The organism is Halodesulfovibrio marinisediminis DSM 17456, assembly GCF_900129975.1.
Taxonomy (GTDB): Bacteria; Desulfobacterota; Desulfovibrionia; order Desulfovibrionales; family Desulfovibrionaceae; genus Halodesulfovibrio; species Halodesulfovibrio marinisediminis.
In genome coordinates this window covers 41,790-62,362 of sequence record NZ_FSRG01000009.1, presented here as the reverse complement: position 1 = coordinate 62,362, position 20,573 = coordinate 41,790, and the positions used below count along the sequence as shown (strand labels likewise).

General features: G+C 44.3%; 20 protein-coding genes and 6 tRNA genes. 19 read left to right on the top strand and 7 right to left on the bottom strand.

Annotated features, from left to right (window positions below):
* Positions 1 to 194 precede the first annotated feature (194 nt).
* From BUR09_RS16220 to BUR09_RS16200, 5 genes are all read left to right on the top strand, one after another.
* Positions 195 to 863, top strand: coding sequence for a hypothetical protein (locus BUR09_RS16220; protein WP_074217993.1), 669 nt, complete (start codon positions 195 to 197; stop codon positions 861 to 863).
* A gap of 78 nt (positions 864 to 941) precedes the next feature.
* Positions 942 to 1,268, top strand: coding sequence for a hypothetical protein (locus tag BUR09_RS16215; RefSeq protein ID WP_074217992.1), 327 nt, complete (start codon positions 942 to 944; stop codon positions 1,266 to 1,268).
* Positions 1,269 to 1,427: 159 nt separating this feature from the next.
* Positions 1,428 to 1,513, top strand: a tRNA-Tyr gene (locus BUR09_RS16210).
* Between the two features lie 334 nt (positions 1,514 to 1,847).
* A tRNA-Thr gene (locus BUR09_RS16205) sits at positions 1,848 to 1,923 on the top strand.
* A 3-nt stretch (positions 1,924 to 1,926) separates the two neighbouring features.
* A tRNA-Tyr gene (locus BUR09_RS16200) sits at positions 1,927 to 2,012 on the top strand.
* A 264-nt stretch (positions 2,013 to 2,276) separates the two neighbouring features.
* Here BUR09_RS16200 and BUR09_RS16195 read toward each other — a convergent pair.
* Positions 2,277 to 3,029 carry an SIMPL domain-containing protein gene (locus BUR09_RS16195; RefSeq protein ID WP_074217991.1) on the bottom strand — a complete coding sequence of 251 codons (753 nt, stop codon included), beginning with the start codon at positions 3,027 to 3,029 and terminating at the stop codon, positions 2,277 to 2,279.
* Between the two features lie 402 nt (positions 3,030 to 3,431).
* On the opposite strand from BUR09_RS16195, the gene BUR09_RS16190 reads away from it, so the two are divergent.
* Positions 3,432 to 4,637: a serine hydrolase domain-containing protein gene (locus BUR09_RS16190; protein WP_074217990.1), complete on the top strand. Its 1,206-nt coding sequence runs from the start codon at positions 3,432 to 3,434 to the stop codon at positions 4,635 to 4,637.
* Between the two features lie 307 nt (positions 4,638 to 4,944).
* Positions 4,945 to 5,030 (top strand) — tRNA-Tyr (locus BUR09_RS16185).
* Positions 5,031 to 5,148: 118 nt separating this feature from the next.
* On the opposite strand, the gene BUR09_RS16180 is transcribed toward BUR09_RS16185, so the two are convergent.
* From BUR09_RS16180 to BUR09_RS16170, 3 genes are all read right to left on the bottom strand, one after another.
* Positions 5,149 to 6,153 (bottom strand): DUF1848 domain-containing protein, encoded by a 1,005-nt coding sequence (locus tag BUR09_RS16180; RefSeq protein WP_074217989.1) that lies wholly within the window; start codon positions 6,151 to 6,153, stop codon positions 5,149 to 5,151.
* Between the two features lie 245 nt (positions 6,154 to 6,398).
* A complete protein-coding gene (locus BUR09_RS16175) occupies positions 6,399 to 6,836 on the bottom strand; it encodes a regulatory protein GemA (RefSeq protein ID WP_245796753.1) in 438 nt (145 codons plus the stop codon).
* A gap of 200 nt (positions 6,837 to 7,036) precedes the next feature.
* A complete protein-coding gene (locus tag BUR09_RS16170; protein ID WP_139296878.1) occupies positions 7,037 to 7,234 on the bottom strand; it encodes a hypothetical protein in 198 nt (65 codons plus the stop codon).
* 339 nt (positions 7,235 to 7,573) lie between these two features.
* Here BUR09_RS16170 and BUR09_RS16165 point away from each other — a divergent pair.
* Positions 7,574 to 7,659: transfer RNA gene (locus tag BUR09_RS16165), tRNA-Tyr, on the top strand.
* Between the two features lie 477 nt (positions 7,660 to 8,136).
* Here BUR09_RS16165 and BUR09_RS16160 read toward each other — a convergent pair.
* Complete coding sequence (locus tag BUR09_RS16160; RefSeq protein WP_074217988.1) at positions 8,137 to 8,346, bottom strand: hypothetical protein; 210 nt, start codon at positions 8,344 to 8,346, stop codon at positions 8,137 to 8,139.
* Between the two features lie 405 nt (positions 8,347 to 8,751).
* Between BUR09_RS16160 and BUR09_RS16155 the strand changes: the two genes are divergently transcribed.
* The 11 genes from BUR09_RS16155 to BUR09_RS16105 all read left to right on the top strand — a co-directional run bounded on the left by BUR09_RS16155 (position 8,752) and on the right by BUR09_RS16105 (position 18,186).
* A tRNA-Tyr gene (locus BUR09_RS16155) sits at positions 8,752 to 8,837 on the top strand.
* A gap of 200 nt (positions 8,838 to 9,037) precedes the next feature.
* Positions 9,038 to 9,217 carry a hypothetical protein gene (locus BUR09_RS16150; protein WP_074217987.1) on the top strand — a complete coding sequence of 60 codons (180 nt, stop codon included), beginning with the start codon at positions 9,038 to 9,040 and terminating at the stop codon, positions 9,215 to 9,217.
* Between the two features lie 719 nt (positions 9,218 to 9,936).
* A complete protein-coding gene (gene tmcD / locus BUR09_RS16145) occupies positions 9,937 to 11,190 on the top strand; it encodes an electron transfer complex subunit TmcD (RefSeq protein ID WP_074217986.1) in 1,254 nt (417 codons plus the stop codon).
* A gap of 18 nt (positions 11,191 to 11,208) precedes the next feature.
* Positions 11,209 to 11,865, top strand: a complete 657-nt coding sequence (gene tmcC, locus BUR09_RS16140) for a TmcC family electron transfer complex membrane anchor subunit (protein ID WP_074217985.1) — start codon at positions 11,209 to 11,211, stop codon at positions 11,863 to 11,865.
* 17 nt (positions 11,866 to 11,882) lie between these two features.
* On the top strand, positions 11,883 to 13,196 hold the full coding sequence (gene tmcB / locus BUR09_RS16135) for an electron transfer complex ferredoxin TmcB (RefSeq protein ID WP_074217984.1): 1,314 nt from the start codon (positions 11,883 to 11,885) through the stop codon (positions 13,194 to 13,196).
* A 12-nt stretch (positions 13,197 to 13,208) separates the two neighbouring features.
* Positions 13,209 to 13,598 carry an acidic tetraheme cytochrome c3 TmcA gene (gene tmcA, locus BUR09_RS16130; RefSeq protein WP_074217983.1) on the top strand — a complete coding sequence of 130 codons (390 nt, stop codon included), beginning with the start codon at positions 13,209 to 13,211 and terminating at the stop codon, positions 13,596 to 13,598.
* Between the two features lie 25 nt (positions 13,599 to 13,623).
* The gene (locus tag BUR09_RS16125; protein ID WP_074217982.1) at positions 13,624 to 14,157 is read left to right on the top strand and encodes a hypothetical protein; all 534 of its coding nucleotides are present in this window, start codon (positions 13,624 to 13,626) and stop codon (positions 14,155 to 14,157) included.
* A gap of 3 nt (positions 14,158 to 14,160) precedes the next feature.
* Positions 14,161 to 15,066 (top strand): universal stress protein, encoded by a 906-nt coding sequence (locus BUR09_RS16120; protein WP_074217981.1) that lies wholly within the window; start codon positions 14,161 to 14,163, stop codon positions 15,064 to 15,066.
* 27 nt (positions 15,067 to 15,093) lie between these two features.
* A complete protein-coding gene (locus BUR09_RS16115; protein ID WP_074217980.1) occupies positions 15,094 to 15,501 on the top strand; it encodes a response regulator in 408 nt (135 codons plus the stop codon).
* Positions 15,502 to 15,527: 26 nt separating this feature from the next.
* Positions 15,528 to 15,896 carry a DVU0259 family response regulator domain-containing protein gene (gene divK / locus BUR09_RS16110; RefSeq protein ID WP_074217979.1) on the top strand — a complete coding sequence of 123 codons (369 nt, stop codon included), beginning with the start codon at positions 15,528 to 15,530 and terminating at the stop codon, positions 15,894 to 15,896.
* A 340-nt stretch (positions 15,897 to 16,236) separates the two neighbouring features.
* Complete coding sequence (locus BUR09_RS16105) at positions 16,237 to 18,186, top strand: response regulator (protein WP_074217978.1); 1,950 nt, start codon at positions 16,237 to 16,239, stop codon at positions 18,184 to 18,186.
* A gap of 570 nt (positions 18,187 to 18,756) precedes the next feature.
* Here the strand turns inward: BUR09_RS16105 and BUR09_RS16100 are convergent.
* Positions 18,757 to 19,362, bottom strand: coding sequence for a hypothetical protein (locus BUR09_RS16100; protein WP_074217977.1), 606 nt, complete (start codon positions 19,360 to 19,362; stop codon positions 18,757 to 18,759).
* Positions 19,363 to 20,221: 859 nt separating this feature from the next.
* Positions 20,222 to 20,377 carry a hypothetical protein gene (locus tag BUR09_RS16940; protein WP_175566056.1) on the bottom strand — a complete coding sequence of 52 codons (156 nt, stop codon included), beginning with the start codon at positions 20,375 to 20,377 and terminating at the stop codon, positions 20,222 to 20,224.
* Positions 20,378 to 20,573: the final 196 nt, after the last annotated feature.

Genomic DNA, 20,573 nt, shown 5'->3' with positions numbered 1-20,573 from the left:
CTTGTAAAAAGCACAGCATATTCCCGTTTTCGAAATACCAATTGCCCAGCCCTGCACTTTGTCGTACGGTTACGTATGATCAGTACTCTGTTAACGATCTGATTTTGTATGAAGAATAGCGCTTGAGATAGCTAAATAGCTAACTTCAAAGCGCTGACATTCATGCATTTATTCTGCACAATGGAGGAGTTGGGATGTATTACGAAATTACGCCGGACGGCGCAGGATTTTTGCCAAGAGAAGCAGCAAGGATGGATGTAGACGGTCTTTACCTCCGCTCATTGTCTGTTGTTTATTATCTCACGGGAAGCGCAGGAGCTTTGTTGATAAATGGCAGCGCATCACTCTCTCCGCTAAGTGTTCTCAAGCAGGCACCGTTACTCGGCACCCCGCAAACGCTCCATATTTACCAACGCCACGAAGAAGAAACTATCGCTGCAGATTCAGTAAAAGCGCTGTTCAATCGAGATTATCCTTCTATGGCCATCACGCATGAAAGCACGTCGATGGATGCCCTTATACTTCTTACTGACGGAACAATCACGGCTGATCTCGTTCATCTAACCGAGGCCGAATTTTCCACAATCACCCCGCCGCAACGTGAACAACGAATAGCTATAAACTGCCTTAACAACCTGTTTGCGCCACTAAAACTGCTCGATGTACATGTTGATATGCAGTTTAATGGAGAAATGTATTTACCAATTCCCGACCTGCAACTTTCCCAACAAGAGATGAAAGAGTTGGCAAAAGCGCAACCGCGTCCTGAACCCTACAAAGCAGCACTTACTATCGGACTCTGCGTGGGACTTTTTGACATTGCTCCGCCTTATACGAAGTCTACACAACCAACAGGTTGCTAACGTAGCTGAAACAAAATAAATGAACTTATCCCCAAGAAATTTATAGTTAATTGAAGCCTTTTAACCACAGAGGAGTCTATGGGGATTTTAAGAAAACTATGGCGAGGCGAACTGCCACTATACGTTGCCTTTTGGTTCTTTGGTGTAATTCTCGGCATCATAATAATTCTTTGTGTGAATGAATTTACATTTGAAGCAAAGGATGTCCCAACCTCTTTTCGCCTCGGCTGGCTTTTGCTTGCGTTGCTGTACACTGGATTTATGTGCATTGCGCTGTGGCGTAGCGCAGACAAATATAAGGGTCACCCTATCTGGTCCATAAGCGTCCGCTTCTATTCGGCTATCTTATTTATGACGTTCATAAGCTTTGTTGTGACTACCATACAAATCATCATCAACACATAACGGTTTGATTTTAAAGATTTTGAAAAGAACCCCCACCTGTATCCATCAATGAAGATTGATTTATTTTCAAAATAGTTAAATTTTTACTTGCTAAATTAGGCACTCATCCGTAAAAGTCTTCTCCGTTGCTGGAAAACATTTCCTTAGACAACATAATCAGGTGGGGTTCCCGAGTGGCCAAAGGGAACAGACTGTAAATCTGTCGGCGTATGCCTTCGGAGGTTCAAATCCTCCCCCCACCACCACGAAAATTTAGCCAGTCGAAAGACTGGCTTTTTTTATGTCCGAATTTTGCGCTCCTCATTCCTCTTCCAGACCGAATCCTACCTCCCCCTAAAAGTTCTCTTTCAAAAAAGCACAAAACTCTTCCTCTTTGCAGCGCATAACGTTCAACCTCTTATTCAATCCGCTTGCACATCCCCAAAAAAGGACAGGTAGTAAAAAACCACTTTCTAGATACTGAAAACAGGCTAAAACGCAGAAAACCTCTCCCTATCAGCCCGCCGAAATAATAAATTTCATTTTTTTTCATTTTTTGCTTGCCAAAACCTTCCAGTGTCTATAAATCCTGTCTTCGCTGCTGGCGTAGCTCAATTGGTAGAGCAGCTGATTTGTAATCAGCAGGTTGCGGGTTCAAGTCCCATCGCCAGCTCCAGCAGGTGGGGTTCCCGAGTGGCCAAAGGGAACAGACTGTAAATCTGTCGGCGTACGCCTTCGGAGGTTCAAATCCTCCCCCCACCACCACGAAAATCAAGCCAGTCGAAAGACTGGCTTTTTTTGTGTCCAAATTTCTTTAAGCGCGTCATTGCATAACAATCCGCCCTTGCGTCCCATTTCGATAAAACGACTCTTGCCGAACTCACCAGCGTTTGTTTTCTACACGCTAAAAAGTCTATCTCCTTCCTATCCCATACTGCCCTACTAGCCTAATCTCTTTCTATCCTTCTTTGCACGTGCCCAGCTCTTATGCATAAAAAAAGCCCTTAGTGGCTAAGGGCTCTTCATAATCTATTTCAGATAAAACTTGATAGTCGAAACTACGCGTATCGTTTTGTATCGTGAGAACTTCTCCATATACATGTCACTTGAATTCCTTGGATACAGCTGGAATACGCCTTGGTTCGCTTGCTTAATTGCACCTACCTCCGCTCCGGAGTCTTTAGCAAACTGTTCGGCACTGCTACGGGCATTGACGGTAGCCTCATGAATCATTTCAGGCTTAATTTCATTCAACTGTGTAAAGATATATACCGGGTTGCCTGATTCAGGGTGACCTTCTTTGATTATGCTGACACCTTTTTTAATCAACTCACCCACATTTTGATACGCACGATCAATAGCATCAAGATCATCTGTCTGAACCGTAATAATTTCGGAAACTATATAGCGCTGTCCAACAGGCCCCTCTTGTCCATATGTAACAGCAAAACGATCCTGAACGTCTACTGTCTTGAAGAGCTTAGCATCCTTAGACAGTCCCTGATCCAACAGGAACTGCTTAATGAGGTTTGAATTTGCCTCAATCGTAACCTGTAATGCTGAAAGATCATCACCAGTAACGACATGTTTGATTGACCATGAGGCAGTATTTGCCTCTACATCTTTTAAAGCAAGCCCTTTTACGGTCACATAACGTTCTGACCCGCGAAAATTAATAAGCCCCAACATAATGACGGCTGCCGCCGCAACAATTCCGAAAGCTAATATAGTCGCACTAAGGGGTGATATTACTTTTGAGACTTTTCCATTTCCATTTACCATATCATCACCTGTCCTTTTATAACTGCTTAGGGTGAAGCTTTGTAGTTTTTTGATAGCTAAGAGCATAGCACTTTAGCTTTTGCGACTGAAGAAAAAAACGCTGAACTATAAATATAGCACTAAAGTCAAAACAGTTATCAATTACAAATCATTTCTGCACTATGCATATTTAGATTATCACATTGCAGGGTCAGATTATCATCATTACTTCATAACGAAACATCTTATTCTCTGATAACGAACGTTGGCAACTTTGTTTCGAAAGATTTTGTTCAACAATATTCATTTCTTGAAAAAAAATTACTACAACCATTTGTTACCAGTTAGAAAAATAATACAATTCGAAGTTGCTTGCAGAAAAATTCACAACACCAATCTAAGGTTTGGATAAAGGGTTCTGTTATGAATAAATTTATCTATGCAGCAATATTTGTCTGTTTATTTTGTATAAATGCTACAGCGGCTGATAAATCTGAAGATACAACATGGTCACCACCTCCTACAAAGATCCTCAACATTGACACTTGGCAAAAAGGATTACGTGGGGAAGGACTCGCAAACCTGCAACACATCATGCCCAACTTAATGGCTGTGAACGCCCAGGATATATTCCCACTCAACTTTCAAGCTACTAATTATGAACTATATGAGATTCCCAGCGTAGCAAAAGTGCTCGCGCATCCCGCTGTCTCTGCAGTGGTTGTAATCACTCATGATGGGAACGTCTTACTAGAACACTATAAAAATGGGCATTCCCGCTCCTCAACGTTTTCAGATCAATCTAGTACCAAATCAATTGGCTACATATTGCTGAATCAAGTCTTAAAAGAAGGAAAAATTTCTTTAAACGAATCAATTGAGAAGTTTATACCCAATATTGGTTCTGGGTTCCGTGGTCGAACTGTAGGCGACGTTGCCTCCATGGCAGTGAATCACAATGTCGCGGAATTGGCTGCGTATCTCAACGACCCTCAAGCGTTGGAAATGTTCAACCGTGACGAACGAGTCATAGGGTTACAACGAAACGACGAACGAGAAACTATTAGTCTTTTCGTGCAGGATATAGATATCGCCCCCAACTCCAAATCAAACAAATGGAAAGGCGAGATAGCTAACTATGCAACAATTAACACGACCGTTCTTGGGATGGCGCTGGCGAATGCAGCAGGAACCCGTTTAGAAGACATGGTACGCTCTCTTCTTCACCGTATTGGTGGTCAAAATACAATCTACATGGGAACAGATTTTGACGGCACTCCTGTAATAGGAGCCTCTTTATTAAGCTCAACAGTTGACTTTGCCCGCTACGGTCGACTTCTTATTGAAGACAAAGCACAAGCAATCGAAGATATAAAACAGGCCGAAACTCAAGGACAACCTGTTCCTGCAGAACTGACCAGCATTAAAAGCTACTATTACAAGTCTATGATCTCAAACCAATATGGATTGGGACACAGCGGATGGGGAGGCCAACTTATTTGGGCCGACCCAGTATCTGGAATAATTGTCGCCATAAACAGTCAGCTCACTAGCATGCTTCCAGCCCCTTACGATCACTTCAACAAGCTCTACAAAGCGACCCTTGATATAGTGAAGCACTACAGATAAGAGCCAGCAACCGTTTGCCGGTCATTACATCCACAATAATTACAAAAGGCTTACGATGAATTCTTTGTAAGCCTTTTTTCGTGACTCCTACCCCCTACAAAGCCTTCTCTTCCTTCTCCACACTTAATCTTTTTTTCATGACTACCAAAACATCACAAGCGATGCATCATTGAAAGATCGTGTTTAAGACACACTTCTATTCTTGCCGTTCAATTTTTTTTTAAATTTCTGCTTGCCAAACACATCTGACATGCGTAGAACCCGTCTCCGTTGTTGAGAAATACGTTCTACAGCAACAAGCACAATTGGTGGGGTTCCCGAGTGGCCAAAGGGAACAGACTGTAAATCTGTCGGCGTACGCCTTCGGAGGTTCAAATCCTCCCCCCACCACCACGAATTTAAAGCCAGTCGAAAGACTGGCTTTTTTTTGTGTGTGCAATCCCAACTAAGTTGATAGATAATAAAAAAACGCTGCAATTAAATACGTTGCAGCGTTTTTAGCTAATAGAACTTAAATTGGAATTATTGTTTCAGCATTGTTATCTTTAAGCTTCAAATTTTTCGTAACAACCCTGTCTGAAGTATTTGCATAGCAATATACACACAGATGCCCACATGTATCATACATACCGATGTCTTTACTTATCACACAACCGCATTCTTCACGCTGCCCTTTATCCTTAGGAACCATTTTTAGATTTGGCATTGGCAGCAAAGAATGCTGAGTTTGATATTGCCTTAAAAAATCAGTTAATTTTTCATTCTTCGGAGTGCAAAGCTTAAACAATAGTTCATCATCGATGCATTTGTTTTTACTTACACCATACTTTGTAAGATCTCTCTTTTCACAACAGGTCGCTATAGCTAGGCCATATTTTTTTGCAATTTTTGACAGCTCAATAGCAAAGGTAACTTCTTCATCAATCGAAGGAGCACGCAGGTCAGACAGCTCACTACACTTCAATGTATTTTGCACCTTCCTATAATCTGCAATATCAACGAAGCTAATCACAACCTTTTTAGTATGCCCCTGTAGTTGCTTCGCCAGCTTTTCAAAGCGCTTAATGATTAACGATACGGTTAACCCATTCCCCAAAATAATTGGATCAAAACGCCAAACAATACGGTCCGCACCAATACGGGTTGAAAGTTCTTTAAATGTTGCCAATCGCCGCTCTAAGTTAGGCACGTTTGGTTCGAGCTTCTCAGCATCATAGTCATTAAGTGTATACTGGAAATAGTAGGCTAAGTTCCGTGAATCCAGCTCATCAAGATACTTCAACATTGGAGCAGGATTTTTTGTCCAAAAAACAATTGCTCCTGTCCTGCTAAAACTAATGTAACTCTTCTTTCTATTAAATGGGTTTATCCAAGCTAGATAGCCCGTTCGCAATCTATTCATAAACCAATCTGAATGATATGCAGGAATGTCTGTAGAGCGACTGACAGAAATTATTGCTGGAGCTTGGGCATTTTTTTCACCTTCATTAGTCTGAAGAATCTCTTTTTTTGGCATCTTTTCTCCTCAGCACTTTTACCTATCTATAGTTAATATTAGGCAAACCGCTCAAAAGCATTCTTACATCCATATGGATCACAATGGCTACCTGCTTTTTATACTTGGGACAGTTTGATGGCAAATCGCTTAAAAGTCATACCTAGTTTGTGACGCCACAGCAGGAGATAATATCGTATTGGTCCTAAATGTTGTGAATCATGCCGAGCTCTCTAGTCTGTGCTACCAACTCTTCAACTTACGTTCTACTCAACCTCTATACCCTGATCTTGGCAGAGCTTGACTAAGTCCTTTGCAATAGCTTGCAGGACTGCTTGATCCTTAAGCCAAACAAAACTCTCTACGTCGAATTGTTCTTTCATGTAGATATCAACGCCACTCGTTTTCCAACCGAGTTTTTTCCACAGAGCCAATATGTAACGTTTCTGCTTCATATACGGAGCATTGTCGGGAATAGCATAGAAATCTTTCTCAGGCTTAGGTGCTGTTTGTTGTTTAGCAATAAACACAGCCCCACGCTCTTCCATATGGCGCAACAGACGATAACGCTGTTTGTAATCAAGCTTAGCTGCGCTGCTTACTCCAAACATATCTTCCAGCATGACTTGGTACGTATCATCATCGAGGCCAAGCTGTTTTTTGCCCAAATGAATTTTTGCTAGCTCTGTGTTCCTGCTCATCATATTTCTCTCTAGCTGCTCATCAGGTCGGAATCGCCAATCTTTGGCGAATGCCCGTGGCTGTCTCGGACAGTTTCACACTTACGACTTCGTTAGTAATAAAAAAACGCTGCATACAATCTCCAGTTTATAGGAATTGATTGTGCAGCGTTCAATATTTTGCAGGTCGATTAAAAAAAGCTACCACCGGACAAAAGCATTCCTTAGTCAAAACTATTCCAATGCCCACAGTTCTCGCAGGAAAAAGCAGATGGGGCATATTCATCGCTTTGCTTGGTTACTTCCACCTCATTAAGATGACCGCAATTTTCGCATGGCATCAATGCTACTGAGCGTTCAGGGTCAAAATCATAAATCTCCCCATCAATGGTGATGCTGTCAGTAAACTGGTCCATATTCATCATCGGCTCCTTCGACTGAATATTTTTAGATTATCAGCGTAAATGTACCGTATGTAACTATTCAGAGCAACGAGTGATGAATAGTTACAAGGTATAATCTGACCACAATGCATGTCTCAACCAATGCTTACCCACAGGAGCTAAGCCAACGCCTGCCCCAAAGAATCCTCCAGAAAGACTGCCTCTCTTCAAATAGACAAAACTACATTCTTCTACCGTAGGCACCCCGACTTTCCTAAAATTTGAAAAAATATTTTTTTTAGCTTGCCAAAGGTGCCCGACATGCGTAGAACCCGTCTCCGTTGTTGAGGAATACGTTCTACAGCAACAAGCACAATTGGTGGGGTTCCCGAGTGGCCAAAGGGAACAGACTGTAAATCTGTCGGCGTACGCCTTCGGAGGTTCAAATCCTCCCCCCACCACCACGAATTTGAAGCCAGTCGAAAGACTGGCTTTTTTGCGTTCTACCCTTTTCTGTATCTGCTTACACTCTATCCCGCCGCAACGGCGACTTGATAACCATACAAAAGCGGTTCTCTTTAGCAACCACGTATTCCCCAATAAAAAAAGCCAGTCGTATTGACTGGCTTTTAGTGTCTAATCTCATAACTCATGTCTTGAGTTCCGTAATATATCGTTATGCAAACCCAGCCTCCCCAAGACCGGATATCCACTAACAATTGCCCCAGACACTTGAGTCTCTATGAACTTGCTTTCAAGCTCTTCTATACACTCAAGTTCTGCCAGAACCCCTTGAAGACTTTCCTACCTACCTCAAAGGATTTCTCAGGCAACGTCTGCATAAGACTGATCTTTATCAGATAACCACGCAGCACACCTGAAACAGGCTCCTCATTTGTAGCTCTGACTGAGATCGAAGATACTTATTTCATATTCTATCTCTACTGTGGTCGTTGCGTAATAGGTACAGAACGCTCAAACTGTGCCTGGCTGTAGACTTCGCATAAAAGCTGATCAGCCACACCGTTCAATCGCTTCTGCAAACCGGTAGGCAGTGCTTCTATTTCTTCTGCTAACTCAGCCATGAGGCTGAGTAAGTTCTCTGAAAAATATCTAGTTTTGGATTCTGTCTTTTGTGTTGCTTTTGACATTAGCCCCTCCGTAAGTCATTTCTCATTCGTCGCTTCTTTTTTATTCAGCAAAAAACATGTGTAGGGTCTGCATTAAAACAAATTTCGATACAATGTTAACAATGCAGCATGCTCAGACGCTCATGAAGCGATACAAAATATATTGCTTACCTTGTATGACTTCAAAATCATCTTGATTTTTACTTGGTCAAAATCACATGCCGAAAAATTCTAACGTGTTGGCTAAGTGTTCTTGATTATTTTTGCAAACATTATTTTGCTTTTGAGTCATTTTTTTGCTGTAAGTAAATGTTAACTTAATAAATATGTTAAGTAGTAAACACTTTTCACTTGCCAAAACAGACCGTCATGCGTAGAACCCATTCTCGTTGCCAAGGAATACATCTTCCTAGCAAGACCATACATGGTGGGGTTCCCGAGTGGCCAAAGGGAACAGACTGTAAATCTGTCGGCGTACGCCTTCGGAGGTTCAAATCCTCCCCCCACCACCATGGAACACGCTTGCGGTTAGTTTGAAAAAACTGACCGCTTTTTTTTATGGTTAAAAGCAACTTGCCCAAAACCTCTTCTGATACCCTCCACACCATACTTTAAGCATCATAAAAAATTCCCAAATTGCATATCCAAGCATTATGCCATATAATAAAAATTGTTTTTCAGATGTGGCATAAGCAACATTGGAGATTATTTTATGCAACAACCAAAACGCTCTTCAGAAGAGGCTAAAAAGCTTATCTGCCCGTTTCAGTTGGGGAATGCTGATTTTGCCTTTCGTTTTAAAGACGATAATTCTGACCATGGAAAATGTATGGCAGAACGATGCATGGCTTGGAGCGACGGACGCTGCCTGCTTATCCCCTCCGCGCAATAAAACGTTTAACCAGATTATCAGGCTCAGAACCGTATCATCATATATGGTTCTGAGCCTTTTTTTATCCTTTCTTAGTCAGCTTCAGCACACCTTTCAGTACGCCAATCCAACATCCCGAAATACCATTCATTAATTCTATACTGCATTAGTAGATAATAAATACACGCCTGCGACTACTTTTTTAGCCTACGATTACTGCACAACTTCCATTTTCGAACTGTATCTCTATACGGTGAATAGTTTCCTTATCTCGTGTTATTCTACACTGCTGTTGTAGAAATTAAATTTCATATCTTTTTATTTTTCCTAAATAATTCCGCGTTATATTATGTATTTTCATGATAGTATTTTTCTAAATTCAAAATAGTTTTTTGTGTCTATTTAATACCGCAGCACTCTACTTTATCCATTTAGTGTCAAACATAAACGTAGCTCAAACTGCGAAAGTAGTTACATACCAAAACAGTATAGTTATAATCACTATAATAGAATTTGTAACATGCTGTTTTCAGGAACAATATAATTCATACATGTTGCGAAAGATATTTCCGACCTTGCTTGTTACGTATTAATTTAAATTTTTATGAACGTTTTTCTACATGACTGTGCTACATTATTAACGAAATAGGAAAATTTAGTATGCAACTATATTTTCTCCTTTTGCCGTGTGTGTTGGTAAAAGGACGTCTGTTAACCCTTGGATGGCCAAGGAGGCCAGCATGTATAAAACTGAAACGTGGAATTGGGAGGTCGGTCAGCGCACCATTGCGGACATGACACCCAAAAACGACCACAAATGGCAGGAAGAGATTTTTATTTCTCCTGATGGGGAAAAGGCTTCCGCCGTTGTATGCCTAGATGATGCTGAGTTCTCAATACGGACGAATGACAGTGTTTCTGAAAACACATTCGAGAAATTGTGGGAACTTAAGTACACTGCCAATGGTGATCTTTGCTGCTATGCGATGCAGGACGAAGAATGGACCATGATGGTAGACGACAAGGCTTGGGAAGAAACCTATGGCTTTGTCTGGTCCCCATTGTTCAGTGCTGACGGCAAAAACGTTGCCACAGCAGTTCAGCAGGACATGGAGTATGGCATGTCCGTGAACGGAGCAATCTGGGAAAACCTTTTTGAAAACGCCAACAACTTTGCGTTCAGCCCCGACGGGACGAAATCAGCAGCTGTAGTTCAGGTTAAGCCTATGGGTCAGGCAGATCTGAAAACATTCCGCAGCGGCATATTCTCCCTCGCAGTTGACGGCGTTGCGTGGGATAACAATCTCATGAATTTATGGACACCTGTATTTGACAACAATGCATACCGCGTTGCTGCACAGGTACGTCTCAACCTCTATGAATACAGTATTATTGTAGACAATATTGTTTGGGATAATACGTATCAGGGCGTATGGGAACCATGTTTCACTCCGGACGGAAAGCACGTTGTTGCGCCGGTTCGTCAAGGTGGAAAATGGGGAATGGCTAAGGACGGACAGCTCATATGGCAAGCCCAATACGCTAACTGCTGGCACCAGCAGTATGGTGCAGGCGGCGAAAACCTCTACGCTATTGTTGCCCCTGAATACGGGAAATTCACCGTTGCAGTTAACGACAAGCCTTGGGATATGCGCTTCCCTGTTATTACAGACCTTGCAGTATCTCCTGACGGCAATAAGGCTGCTGCTCTTGCAAACACCATTAATAAAAATTGGCGTATTTGTGTAAACGGTTCCGCTTGGGATGGTTCATACGACATGGCGTGGAAACCTGTATTCTGTCCAAAGAGCGAATCGGTTGGTGTCAAAGTGCGTAAGAATGGCAAGTACACTGTACTCGTTAACGGCAAAACAGTCGGCAGCGAATTTGATATGTGCTTTGACCCTATCTTCAATGCCGATGGCAGCAAAGTTCTTGTTCGTGGTCTTCACGATGGAAAAGCTCTGCGTATTGTTGCTAATGTGCCTAAATAAACGACTGGAGATTTCGCTATGAACAGTCTCTACAATTTTGCTGTAGGACCGTTAGCATGGGCAGCCTTTATCATTCTGGCTGTAACCGCAGTGTGGCGCCTGTGGTCCATGTACTCCCTTGCTAAACAAAAAGATGCGTCATCTGTAGCATACATGAACTGGAAATTTAGCCTGCGCTCAATTTTCAACTGGTTTATTCCCTACAGATCACTTGGTTGGAAAACAAATCCAGTTCTTACTGCAGTTACCTATGTATTCCATTTTTGCTTTGTCATTTTGGTTATTTTTGTGACCCCTCATCAGATTCTTTTGGAAAACGCGTTCGGAATCACCTATCCGACACTGTCTCCAGAAGCTGCTCAAGCTCTAACACTTATTGTGATTGCCTGTTGCTGTTACTTTGCATACCGCCGCGTAACCAACGTTACTGTCCGCTATGTTACCCGCGCAAACGACTGGATTACCCTCGGTCTTGTTGCGGCTCCGTTTGTTACAGCAATACTCTGTTCATGGAGCATCGGCGGAGAAATTCTGCCACTGCTGCACATACTCACAGCAGAAGCTCTTATCGTTGCCATTCCGTTCACCCGTCTTGCTCATATCTTGTTCGCCCTGTTCACCAGAGCCTACATAGGGTCTGAATTCGGCGGCGTACGCAACTGTAAAGACTGGTAACGGGACTGGAGGAACTAATGAGTATTCAAAACAGAAAAATTGAGGATGAAGGTCTCGCCTACGGTGTAAGCAAGCTTACTACTGATAAGATCCAGCAGACATTCAAAGCTCTCATTGATAATGAAACCGGTGCCAAACTTAAAGCTTTCTCCGAAAGCTGCATGCGTTGCGGCATGTGTGCAGAAGCTTGTCACTTCTTCGTTTCCCATGGCAACGATCCTTCCTACTCCCCTGTAGGCAAAGTTTCACAGACCATGACCAAGCTGCTTGCCGCAGACGGCAAAGTAACTCCTGAAGACATCTACGGCATGGCACAGGTTGCATATACAGAATGTAACTTATGTCGCCGCTGTGTTCACTACTGTCCTATTGGTATTGATGTAGCTTACATCATGACAACTATTCGCCGCTTCTGTCACAAACTTGGCGTAACACCACAGTACATTCAGGATACAGCACACTCCCACTCTGCAACCATGAACCAGATGTGGGTAAAAGATGACGAGTGGATTGACAGTCTCTTCTGGCAGGAAGACGAAGCACGTGAAGAATTCCCCGGTCTCCGCATCCCTATGGATAAGGAAGGGGCTGACTTCTTCTACTCCGTTATCGCACCGGAACCAAAATTCCGTACCCAGCTTATCTATCAGGCTGCTGCAATCATGAACCATGCCGGCTGTGACTGGACTATGCCATCCATGCCGGGCTGGGATAACAGTGACATGTGTATGTACTCCGGCGACTTTGAAATGATGGGCCGCCTGAAACGACAGCACTACGAACTGGCGCAGAAGCTTAAAGTAAGCCGAATTGTTATGGGTGAATGTGGTCACGCATTCCGCTCCATCTACGATAACGGCAACCGCTGGCTCGGTTACAAAGACTATCCGGTACCTGTAGTGCACTCCATTGAGTTCTTTGCAGAGCTCTTTGAGCAGGGTCGCATCAAGCTTACCCACAAACTTCAGGAACCGGTAACAATCCACGATCCTTGTAACATCATCCGCGGCTACGGTCTTATGGATAAACTTCGCTACGTTGCTCACGAACTATGTGAAAACGTCATAGAAATGTATCCAAACCGCGAACACAACTTCTGTTGTTCAGCTGGCGGCGGCGTTATTAACTGTGGACCTCCATTCAAAAAAGTACGTGTAGAAGGCAACCGTGCTAAAGCCGATCAGCTTAAAGCAACAGGTGCTAAGATCTGCATTGCTCCGTGTCACAACTGTCACGGCGGTCTCGAGGATGTTATCCACCATTACGAGCTTGGAATTGAACTCAAATTCCTCGGCGATCTCATTTACGAGTTAATGGAAAAACCGGAATAAATGGAGAGCACCATGAACAAAGTATTCACTTCGATACTGATGGTCTTTGCCTTCATGCTGACCGTTCCGGTAGCAACCGCAGTAGCTGAAGGCATGCCTGAAGGCAGAATGGATGTACCGCAGCTTGCACCGTTCAAGTATGCACCAGCTGTCTTTGATCACGATCCACATAACGAGAAAGCTGGTCTGGATGAAGACTGTAGTGCATGTCACCACGGCAGTGACGAAGGCATAAAAGTTCTGGAATACGATGAAGAACTTCCATGCGCAGACTGTCACTCCGTAAACAAGAAGAGCGGCGTAACCCCGTTACGCAGAGCATTCCACTTACAGTGCATTACCTGCCACGAGAAACAGAATAAAGGCCCGGTACAGTGTAAAGCCTGTCACCAGCCAGAATAAGAGCATGTAAAACAGGAGAAGCAGCATGGAAGAACTCAACCTCTCCCCCGATGGCACGCTCCGGCAGAACAACTCTGCTGTTGCTGATATTATCAGCTGCCTCAGCCAAAGGATTGTGCTTGAGGATGGGGTAACTCTGCGCTCGTTCTTCTCCTTGTTTTCTGCGTATCCAGATATACTTCGCCTGAATCCTTTTTTGCAGGGAGCCTGCAATGATGCGGCTACCTGCAACGATTCAGGATGCACGACAGAGGACTTCACGCATTTGGAACTCTATAGACAACTGGAGATGACAGGTGCTCCCGGTACGCCGGAAATGAACATCCATACTCTGGTACGCGGCATAAACAATCAGGGCAGACATGAGCTGCGTTTTTACCGGCTCAACAACCTGCTGGACATGCCTTTTTCGCTTGGCCAAATGCGACACGTACTATTCGGAGACAGAACCAGCGAGTTGTACTGCAACACAACGTTCTCTCTCTTCGAAGTAATCGAAGGAATTGCCTGGGAGCTTGGTTTTCAAGGCGGTTCCCTTACATGCAGCCTTAGGAGGTAGCATATGTTTAAGAAAATTCTGTTCGCTACATCAGCTTCCCCCGCTTGCGATAACGCAGCCAAGGTTTCTTTTGATCTCGCACAAAAAAACAATGCTAAACTGTATGCCCTGCATGTTCTCGGCGTTCCATCCCGAGGTTTCAGCCATACTGTGACAGACCTTCGCACTGGTGAAGAAGAAATAGTAGATGCTGATTACCGTGACTGGGTTATGGAAGAATTAAAAACAACCTACGCAACTCAGCTGGCTGAAAGCGAAAACACAGCACTGGAACTTGCTGTAGGCGTTCCAGCTACCGAAATCCTGCGTTTTGCACGTAAGGAAGGGGTTGATCTTATTGTTATGGGTGCAAACACCCGTGATGATGATCCGGAATCTGCCCGTTCCCGCTCTATTGTAGGCCGCACCATGGAAAAGGTAGCACGCCTTGCGAAGTGCCCTGTGCTCATCGTTAACAGACCATGCACAACCTGCTGGAAACTCTTCTCAAACATTGTGTACTGTACAGACTTCTCCCCTGCAGCTGACACTGCTTTCGAGTTTGCACGTACCACTGCTGAAGAGATTGGCGCAAAGCTTAACATCTTCCATGCATTCGATATTAACAACTCCAAGTTAGGTCTGTTCCCGTCTCAGAACGATATCGAACGCCAGCTTGAAGCTGCACAGAAGAAAATTGACGAGCGCTACGTTTCCAAACTGACCGGTTATGACAACTATGATGTAGAAATCTGGGAAGGCACCCCGTACGTTGAAATTCTTAAATTCGCTCGGGAAAAACAAGCCGACCTCATCATCATGGCACACCATACTGCTGAAGTACCAGCAGAAGACGCAGAGCTTGGCAGCACCATTGAACAGGTTGTTGTCCGCTCCGCCTGCCCTGTCGCCAGTGTGTCGCGTGCATAAAAGACACATGCTGGTTAGAGGTGAAACATGCATACACCGCGCGTACTTGTAGTAGATGACGAACTCAGTTTCAGGCTGTTCTTAAAAACGCTGTTCGAAACAAGTGGCATGCGGGTAGAAAGTGCCCGTAACGGCAGTGAAGGTTACGATAAAGCGCGCGCTAACAAGCCATCGTTAATCGTGCTTGATGTGATGATGCCCGAATGGGGCGGAATCAATATGTACCGGAGAATTAGAACAACGCCGGAATTGGCAGATGTACCGGTAGTGATGCTTTCCGCAGTGGCTCCTGAGGGTTTTACCCATGCCCTTAACATGATAGGCATATCGGAAAAGGAACTTCCTCCACCCGAAGCCTATGTGGAAAAACCGCCAAGCCCTGATGAGCTCCTTGCTACAGTTCGTGGTCTGCTTAAACAGAGTGTTTCCGAATAACCTGCTACTACCAAGGAGTGACTATAATGCCACACAAAGTCCTTGTAATTGATGACGATCCATATATTGTTAAATACCTCATCGATATTTTAACCGACAATGGCTACGCAACATGCTCAGCGTCCAACGGTGCCGAAGGCTTCGAAGTGCTGAAACGCGAAAAGCCGGATCTCGTAACTCTTGATCTGGAAATGCCGGAAGAATGGGGCCCACGCTTCTACCGCAAAATGTCAAAAGAACCGGGCTTCGAAAAGACTCCGGTTATCGTGATCAGCGGCCTCCCGGGCATTCATCTCGCTATTAAAAACGCTGTTGCGTCCCTGAAAAAACCTTTCGACCCCAATGCACTCCTTGAAATCATCAAAGGTGCACTGGCTGAAAAAGAAAACGCTTAATTGACGATAATTGCCTCCGGCGGCTCTCCGAGGGGCTAGGGCTCTGCCCTGCACCCGCAAGAGGGACGCCCCCTTGACCGCGCTTAAGACTGGTTTACTTGTGACAAGTACACATAGCCTATTAGGCTAATGACCACCCACAACTGTAATCAGTCCTAATAAAAGTTTTAGGAAGGGGGTCTGGGGGAGAACCCTTTTCCAAAGCTTTAGCCGCTCTCGAAGAATGAGAGATTACGGATAAAGACAGTGGAACAGGGTTTCCCACAGCCGCCGGAGGCAAAAAAAGCCTCACCAAAAAAGAAAGAGGCAAAACACTCCTCGATGAACCGCTGGAGGAATAATGTTGTACACGATTCTGCTTGTGGATGATGAGGAAGGCATTCGGAAAATCTTAGGTCTGTCGCTGCGGGATCTGGGATACACTGTATACACAGCAGCCAGCGGCGAAGAAGGCATAGAGCTCTTCAACAAGTACGAGCCGGAAATCGTACTGACCGACATCAAGATGCCTGGCCTGAGCGGTCTCGACCTTCTTGATACATTCAAATTTCAGGCTCCGGATACGGAAGTCATCATGATCACGGGTCATGGTGACATGGAACTGGCTATCCAGAGCATCAAGCGTAACGCGACAGACTTCATTACTAAGCCTATCAACGAGGATGCGCTGGAAATTGCGCTCAAACGTGCGCATGAACGTATTGATATGCGTCGTCAGCTCAACCAGTACACGTGCGACCTTGAACGCCTTGTTGACGAACAGGCCACCCAGATTGTGGAACAGGAACGACAGCTTGCTGCACTGCAAATTGCAGAAGGCTTTGCGGATGGCTTGCGAACTATCGTAAGCAACATTGACGGCGGCTCTATGATGTTCAACCAGCTGCCATGTTTTGTTTCCGTACACAATGCCAACAGTGAAATTATCTCCAGCAATCCGCTCTTCAACGAACGAATAGGACCTGCTACCGGTAAGCCAAGCTGGTGGGCATACAAGGAGAATGATACCCACCGTCCTGACAGCTCGCCTGTAGAACGCGTTCTGCTTTCAGGTGATGCTCAGTCGTCACAGGAGTTCATCACAGATAAAAACGGTAACAAGCTGCCAGTACAGGTAAACGCTGTGCCAATTCTGGATAACGACGGCACCATTGAGCTGGTATTGGAATTGGCAGCAGACATGACCGCAGTACAAAATATGCAGGAAGAACTGCGTATCACTCGTCATCGCTACCAACAGCTTTTTGAAGAATCCCCGTCCTATATCAGCGTACAGAATAAAGATCTTAAAATTATCGCGAACAACAGACGATTCCGCGAAGACTTTGGAAGTTCACTCGGCAAAAGCTGTTACAAGCTTTACGCACATCGGGATACACCGTGCACTAAGTGTCCGGTAATGAAAACATTTGAAGACGGCAAACCTCACCAGTACGAAACCGTCATCACCACGAAGACAGGAGAACAACGCAACGTACTTATTTGGACTGCCCCCATTTGCGATGTGGAAGGCAATATTGCAGAAGTAATGGAAATGTCTACAGACATTACACAGCTTCGCGCCTTGCAGGACAGACTTTCAACTCTCGGGCTGCTGCTTGGTTCTACCGCACACGGCATAAAAGGTCTGCTTACAGCGTTGGATGGTGGCATCTACCGTCTTGGTACCGGCATAAAAATGGATAAGCCGGAACGCGTGCTGGACAGCTTTAATGACCTTACCCTTTTGATCGACCGCTTACGTAAAATGGTACTGGATATTCTGCACTACGCCAAAGAGCGCTCTTTGAACTGGGAAGTGATTATTCTGCCGAACTTTGTACGGGAAATTGAAAACATCATTCGTCCAAAAGCAGATGCAAGAGGCGTTACTTTCAAATGTGTTGCGCCGGAAGACGGCACTATTGAGGCTGACTACAGCGGCTTATCGTCCGCGTTGGTTAACATTTTGGAAAATGCTGTGGATTCCTGTGAAGCATCACGTTCAACAGCCGAATACTGTGTAGAATTTTCTGTATGCACAGATGGCAAAACGGTTGATTTTACTATTACCGACAACGGTACCGGCATGACACAGGAAACACGTGAAAAGCTGTTTACGCTCTTCTTCTCATCCAAAGGTGCTGCAGGAACCGGCATAGGACTGTTTGTAGCAAACCAGACAGTACAGCAACACGGCGGTACTATTTCAGTAGCCTCAGAACCGGGAACAGGCAGCAGCTTTGCAGTACACATGCATGCCGTACTTCCTGACCATCTAAAAAAAGAAATCTCCGAAGCAACAGGTTAAGGGTCATTTTTAAATAAATCCATGTAATCGTATCAACTCAGAACGCGGTGCATGATTACTTTAGAAATAGCCCATAGCCCACATACTCTGTACAAATCAGAGTGCCTGCTTGAGGCGGTGTGAAGCCAGCACCGCCTCACAGTCATATATATGCATCTCTCCATTGAGCATTGGCTAAACAAATGCTGTTAAATTACCCAATTAAAACCTAGTTATTCTATATCACAACAAACAACCCAAACCATCCCACCCTTCTGCCATAGAAAGAAAGTGCCATTTTCACTCTTTGTTTATATATATAAACAGACATGAAAAAGAGCACTTTTTCCACAAATGGCACGAGCTATCTACAGGCTCTAAATCATCGCCTCCCCCCTCCAACAATACATCTTCATGTTTATCCTCAAAAAACGAACGCTCCGCTAAAGGTACAACCTGAGGTTAACACCATAGCGGAGCGCTGGATAAAGGGACAACAGAACGACGGTAGATTATGTCTGGACAAGCGGCACACTTAAGTGCATTTCAACGCACAATAATCTATGTACCGACAACACACTATCCGACATTCTAAACTGTTACACGGATGCTCGATTGCGCAGTGGATGCAACCGCTCGGGAACTCATGGGTTTGTATCCCACAGCCCCGGATGTACGGGGAACAGGCTGTACAGTCGCCATGGACTGCACACTCTGCATCGTTTGTACATCAAGTGCTGCTTGCGGAGTAACAGCCCCCATCTGTGCTGCTATAGTGGCATGAGTTACGCCAGCATCATGCTGAACACCTTGGAAGAAAGCCTGATCGGCTGCGCGGGTCATCTTGCGCAAGATAACTTCCTTCACATCCTCCAATGTTGGAGATTTTGGCATGGCATTCAAACGTGCTTCGCTGTAACTCTCATTCACTTCAGCAGAGGTGGGAACTTCTCCGGCAGTACTCATAACTCCCGCATGTTGATTTGCATCAAACTGCACACCGGCAACTTCGCCTGTCATCAGCGCCAGATATTCATCAGACAACTCGACAGTATCAACCATTTCCGGCTGGACAGCCTCGTTGTGTGGCGCAAGCGGCGTTGCCAATCGCTCATCCGGCATATTAGCCAGTTGCGCATTTGACTGCACCAATGGCTTTGCCAGCACACTTTCTGCATTCAATGTTGCGGTAATCATAATGAACCTCGCATGTATCAATTCTGTCCTGAAATCTTAATCGGCACTTCGCTAAAATATTTTATAGTCACACCTCATTTTTATAACACGCTAACAATACAAACACGGCAAGCCACACTCACAAATCCAAGCAACTCAGCATTCACCTAAGAGAATTTTATGTAACTGGCTGCATATTTTTTAATTAATTAAAGTTGTTACCCATTCAACCGTTCTAAATGCCACAAGCCCTCTAACAATAAAAAAGAGCGGCGCATGAATACGCCGCTCTTATCCAACAACTCCCTTGCGATAAAGGAGTCATATGTTTAAAAAGTATAATATATTAAAATCAATAAGCAATAAGCTGCGCTGCCAACGCTCTTGCTTATGAAAAAACTTCATTTGTATTGTGGGCTTCATATCGAACTGATTCTCCAATGCCCCCTGATGAGTTGTTCCTTGTCAAAACCAAGCCAGCTGAAAAATTATCCATCTCATTGATTACTATCCGAAAACTATGCTGGATATGCGCTTCCCTGTGTTGCGATGAATAGCAACTCACCCCTTTGCGCAAAGGAGGTATTATCTCACAGGTAATAATTTCTTAACAAATTCTTCGCAAAAAAATCTAAGCTCCTCAAGATTTATGAGGATAATGTAGGCTACTACCGCAACCATAAAAGCTAGTAACACGTATTCAATACGTTTTACCCCAAGTTCACTTAGAGCAAACTTTTTAATTCTATCAATCATGTTACACTTCACGTACCCAATTAAAGTATCTCTTTAAAAAATGTTGATAGATCCCTACGCTATATCATTCACTCTACCACATTATGACCGATAATGCTTGTATGTGCTGCAATAATAGCATGATTTACTCCACCAGCATCATGATCACCACGGAAGAACGCCTCGTCGGCTGTGCGTGATATTCATCGGACAACTTAACAGTATCAACAAGTTCCGGCTGGACAGTCTCGTTGTGCTGAGCAAGCGGCATTGTCAGTCGTTCTTCCTGCATCGCTGACAATTACGCACTTGATTGCGCCAAAGGCTTTGCCAACACTTATTCTGCATTCAATGTTGCGGCACTCATTTTGAGCATCGCATGTATCACATTCTGTCCTGTCATCCTGATCGTCACTCACTGAAATATTTCAAAGTCACTCTCATTTTTATTTACATTGTTATCGACAATCGCCCCCCTGCTACCAGTAACCTTGGCT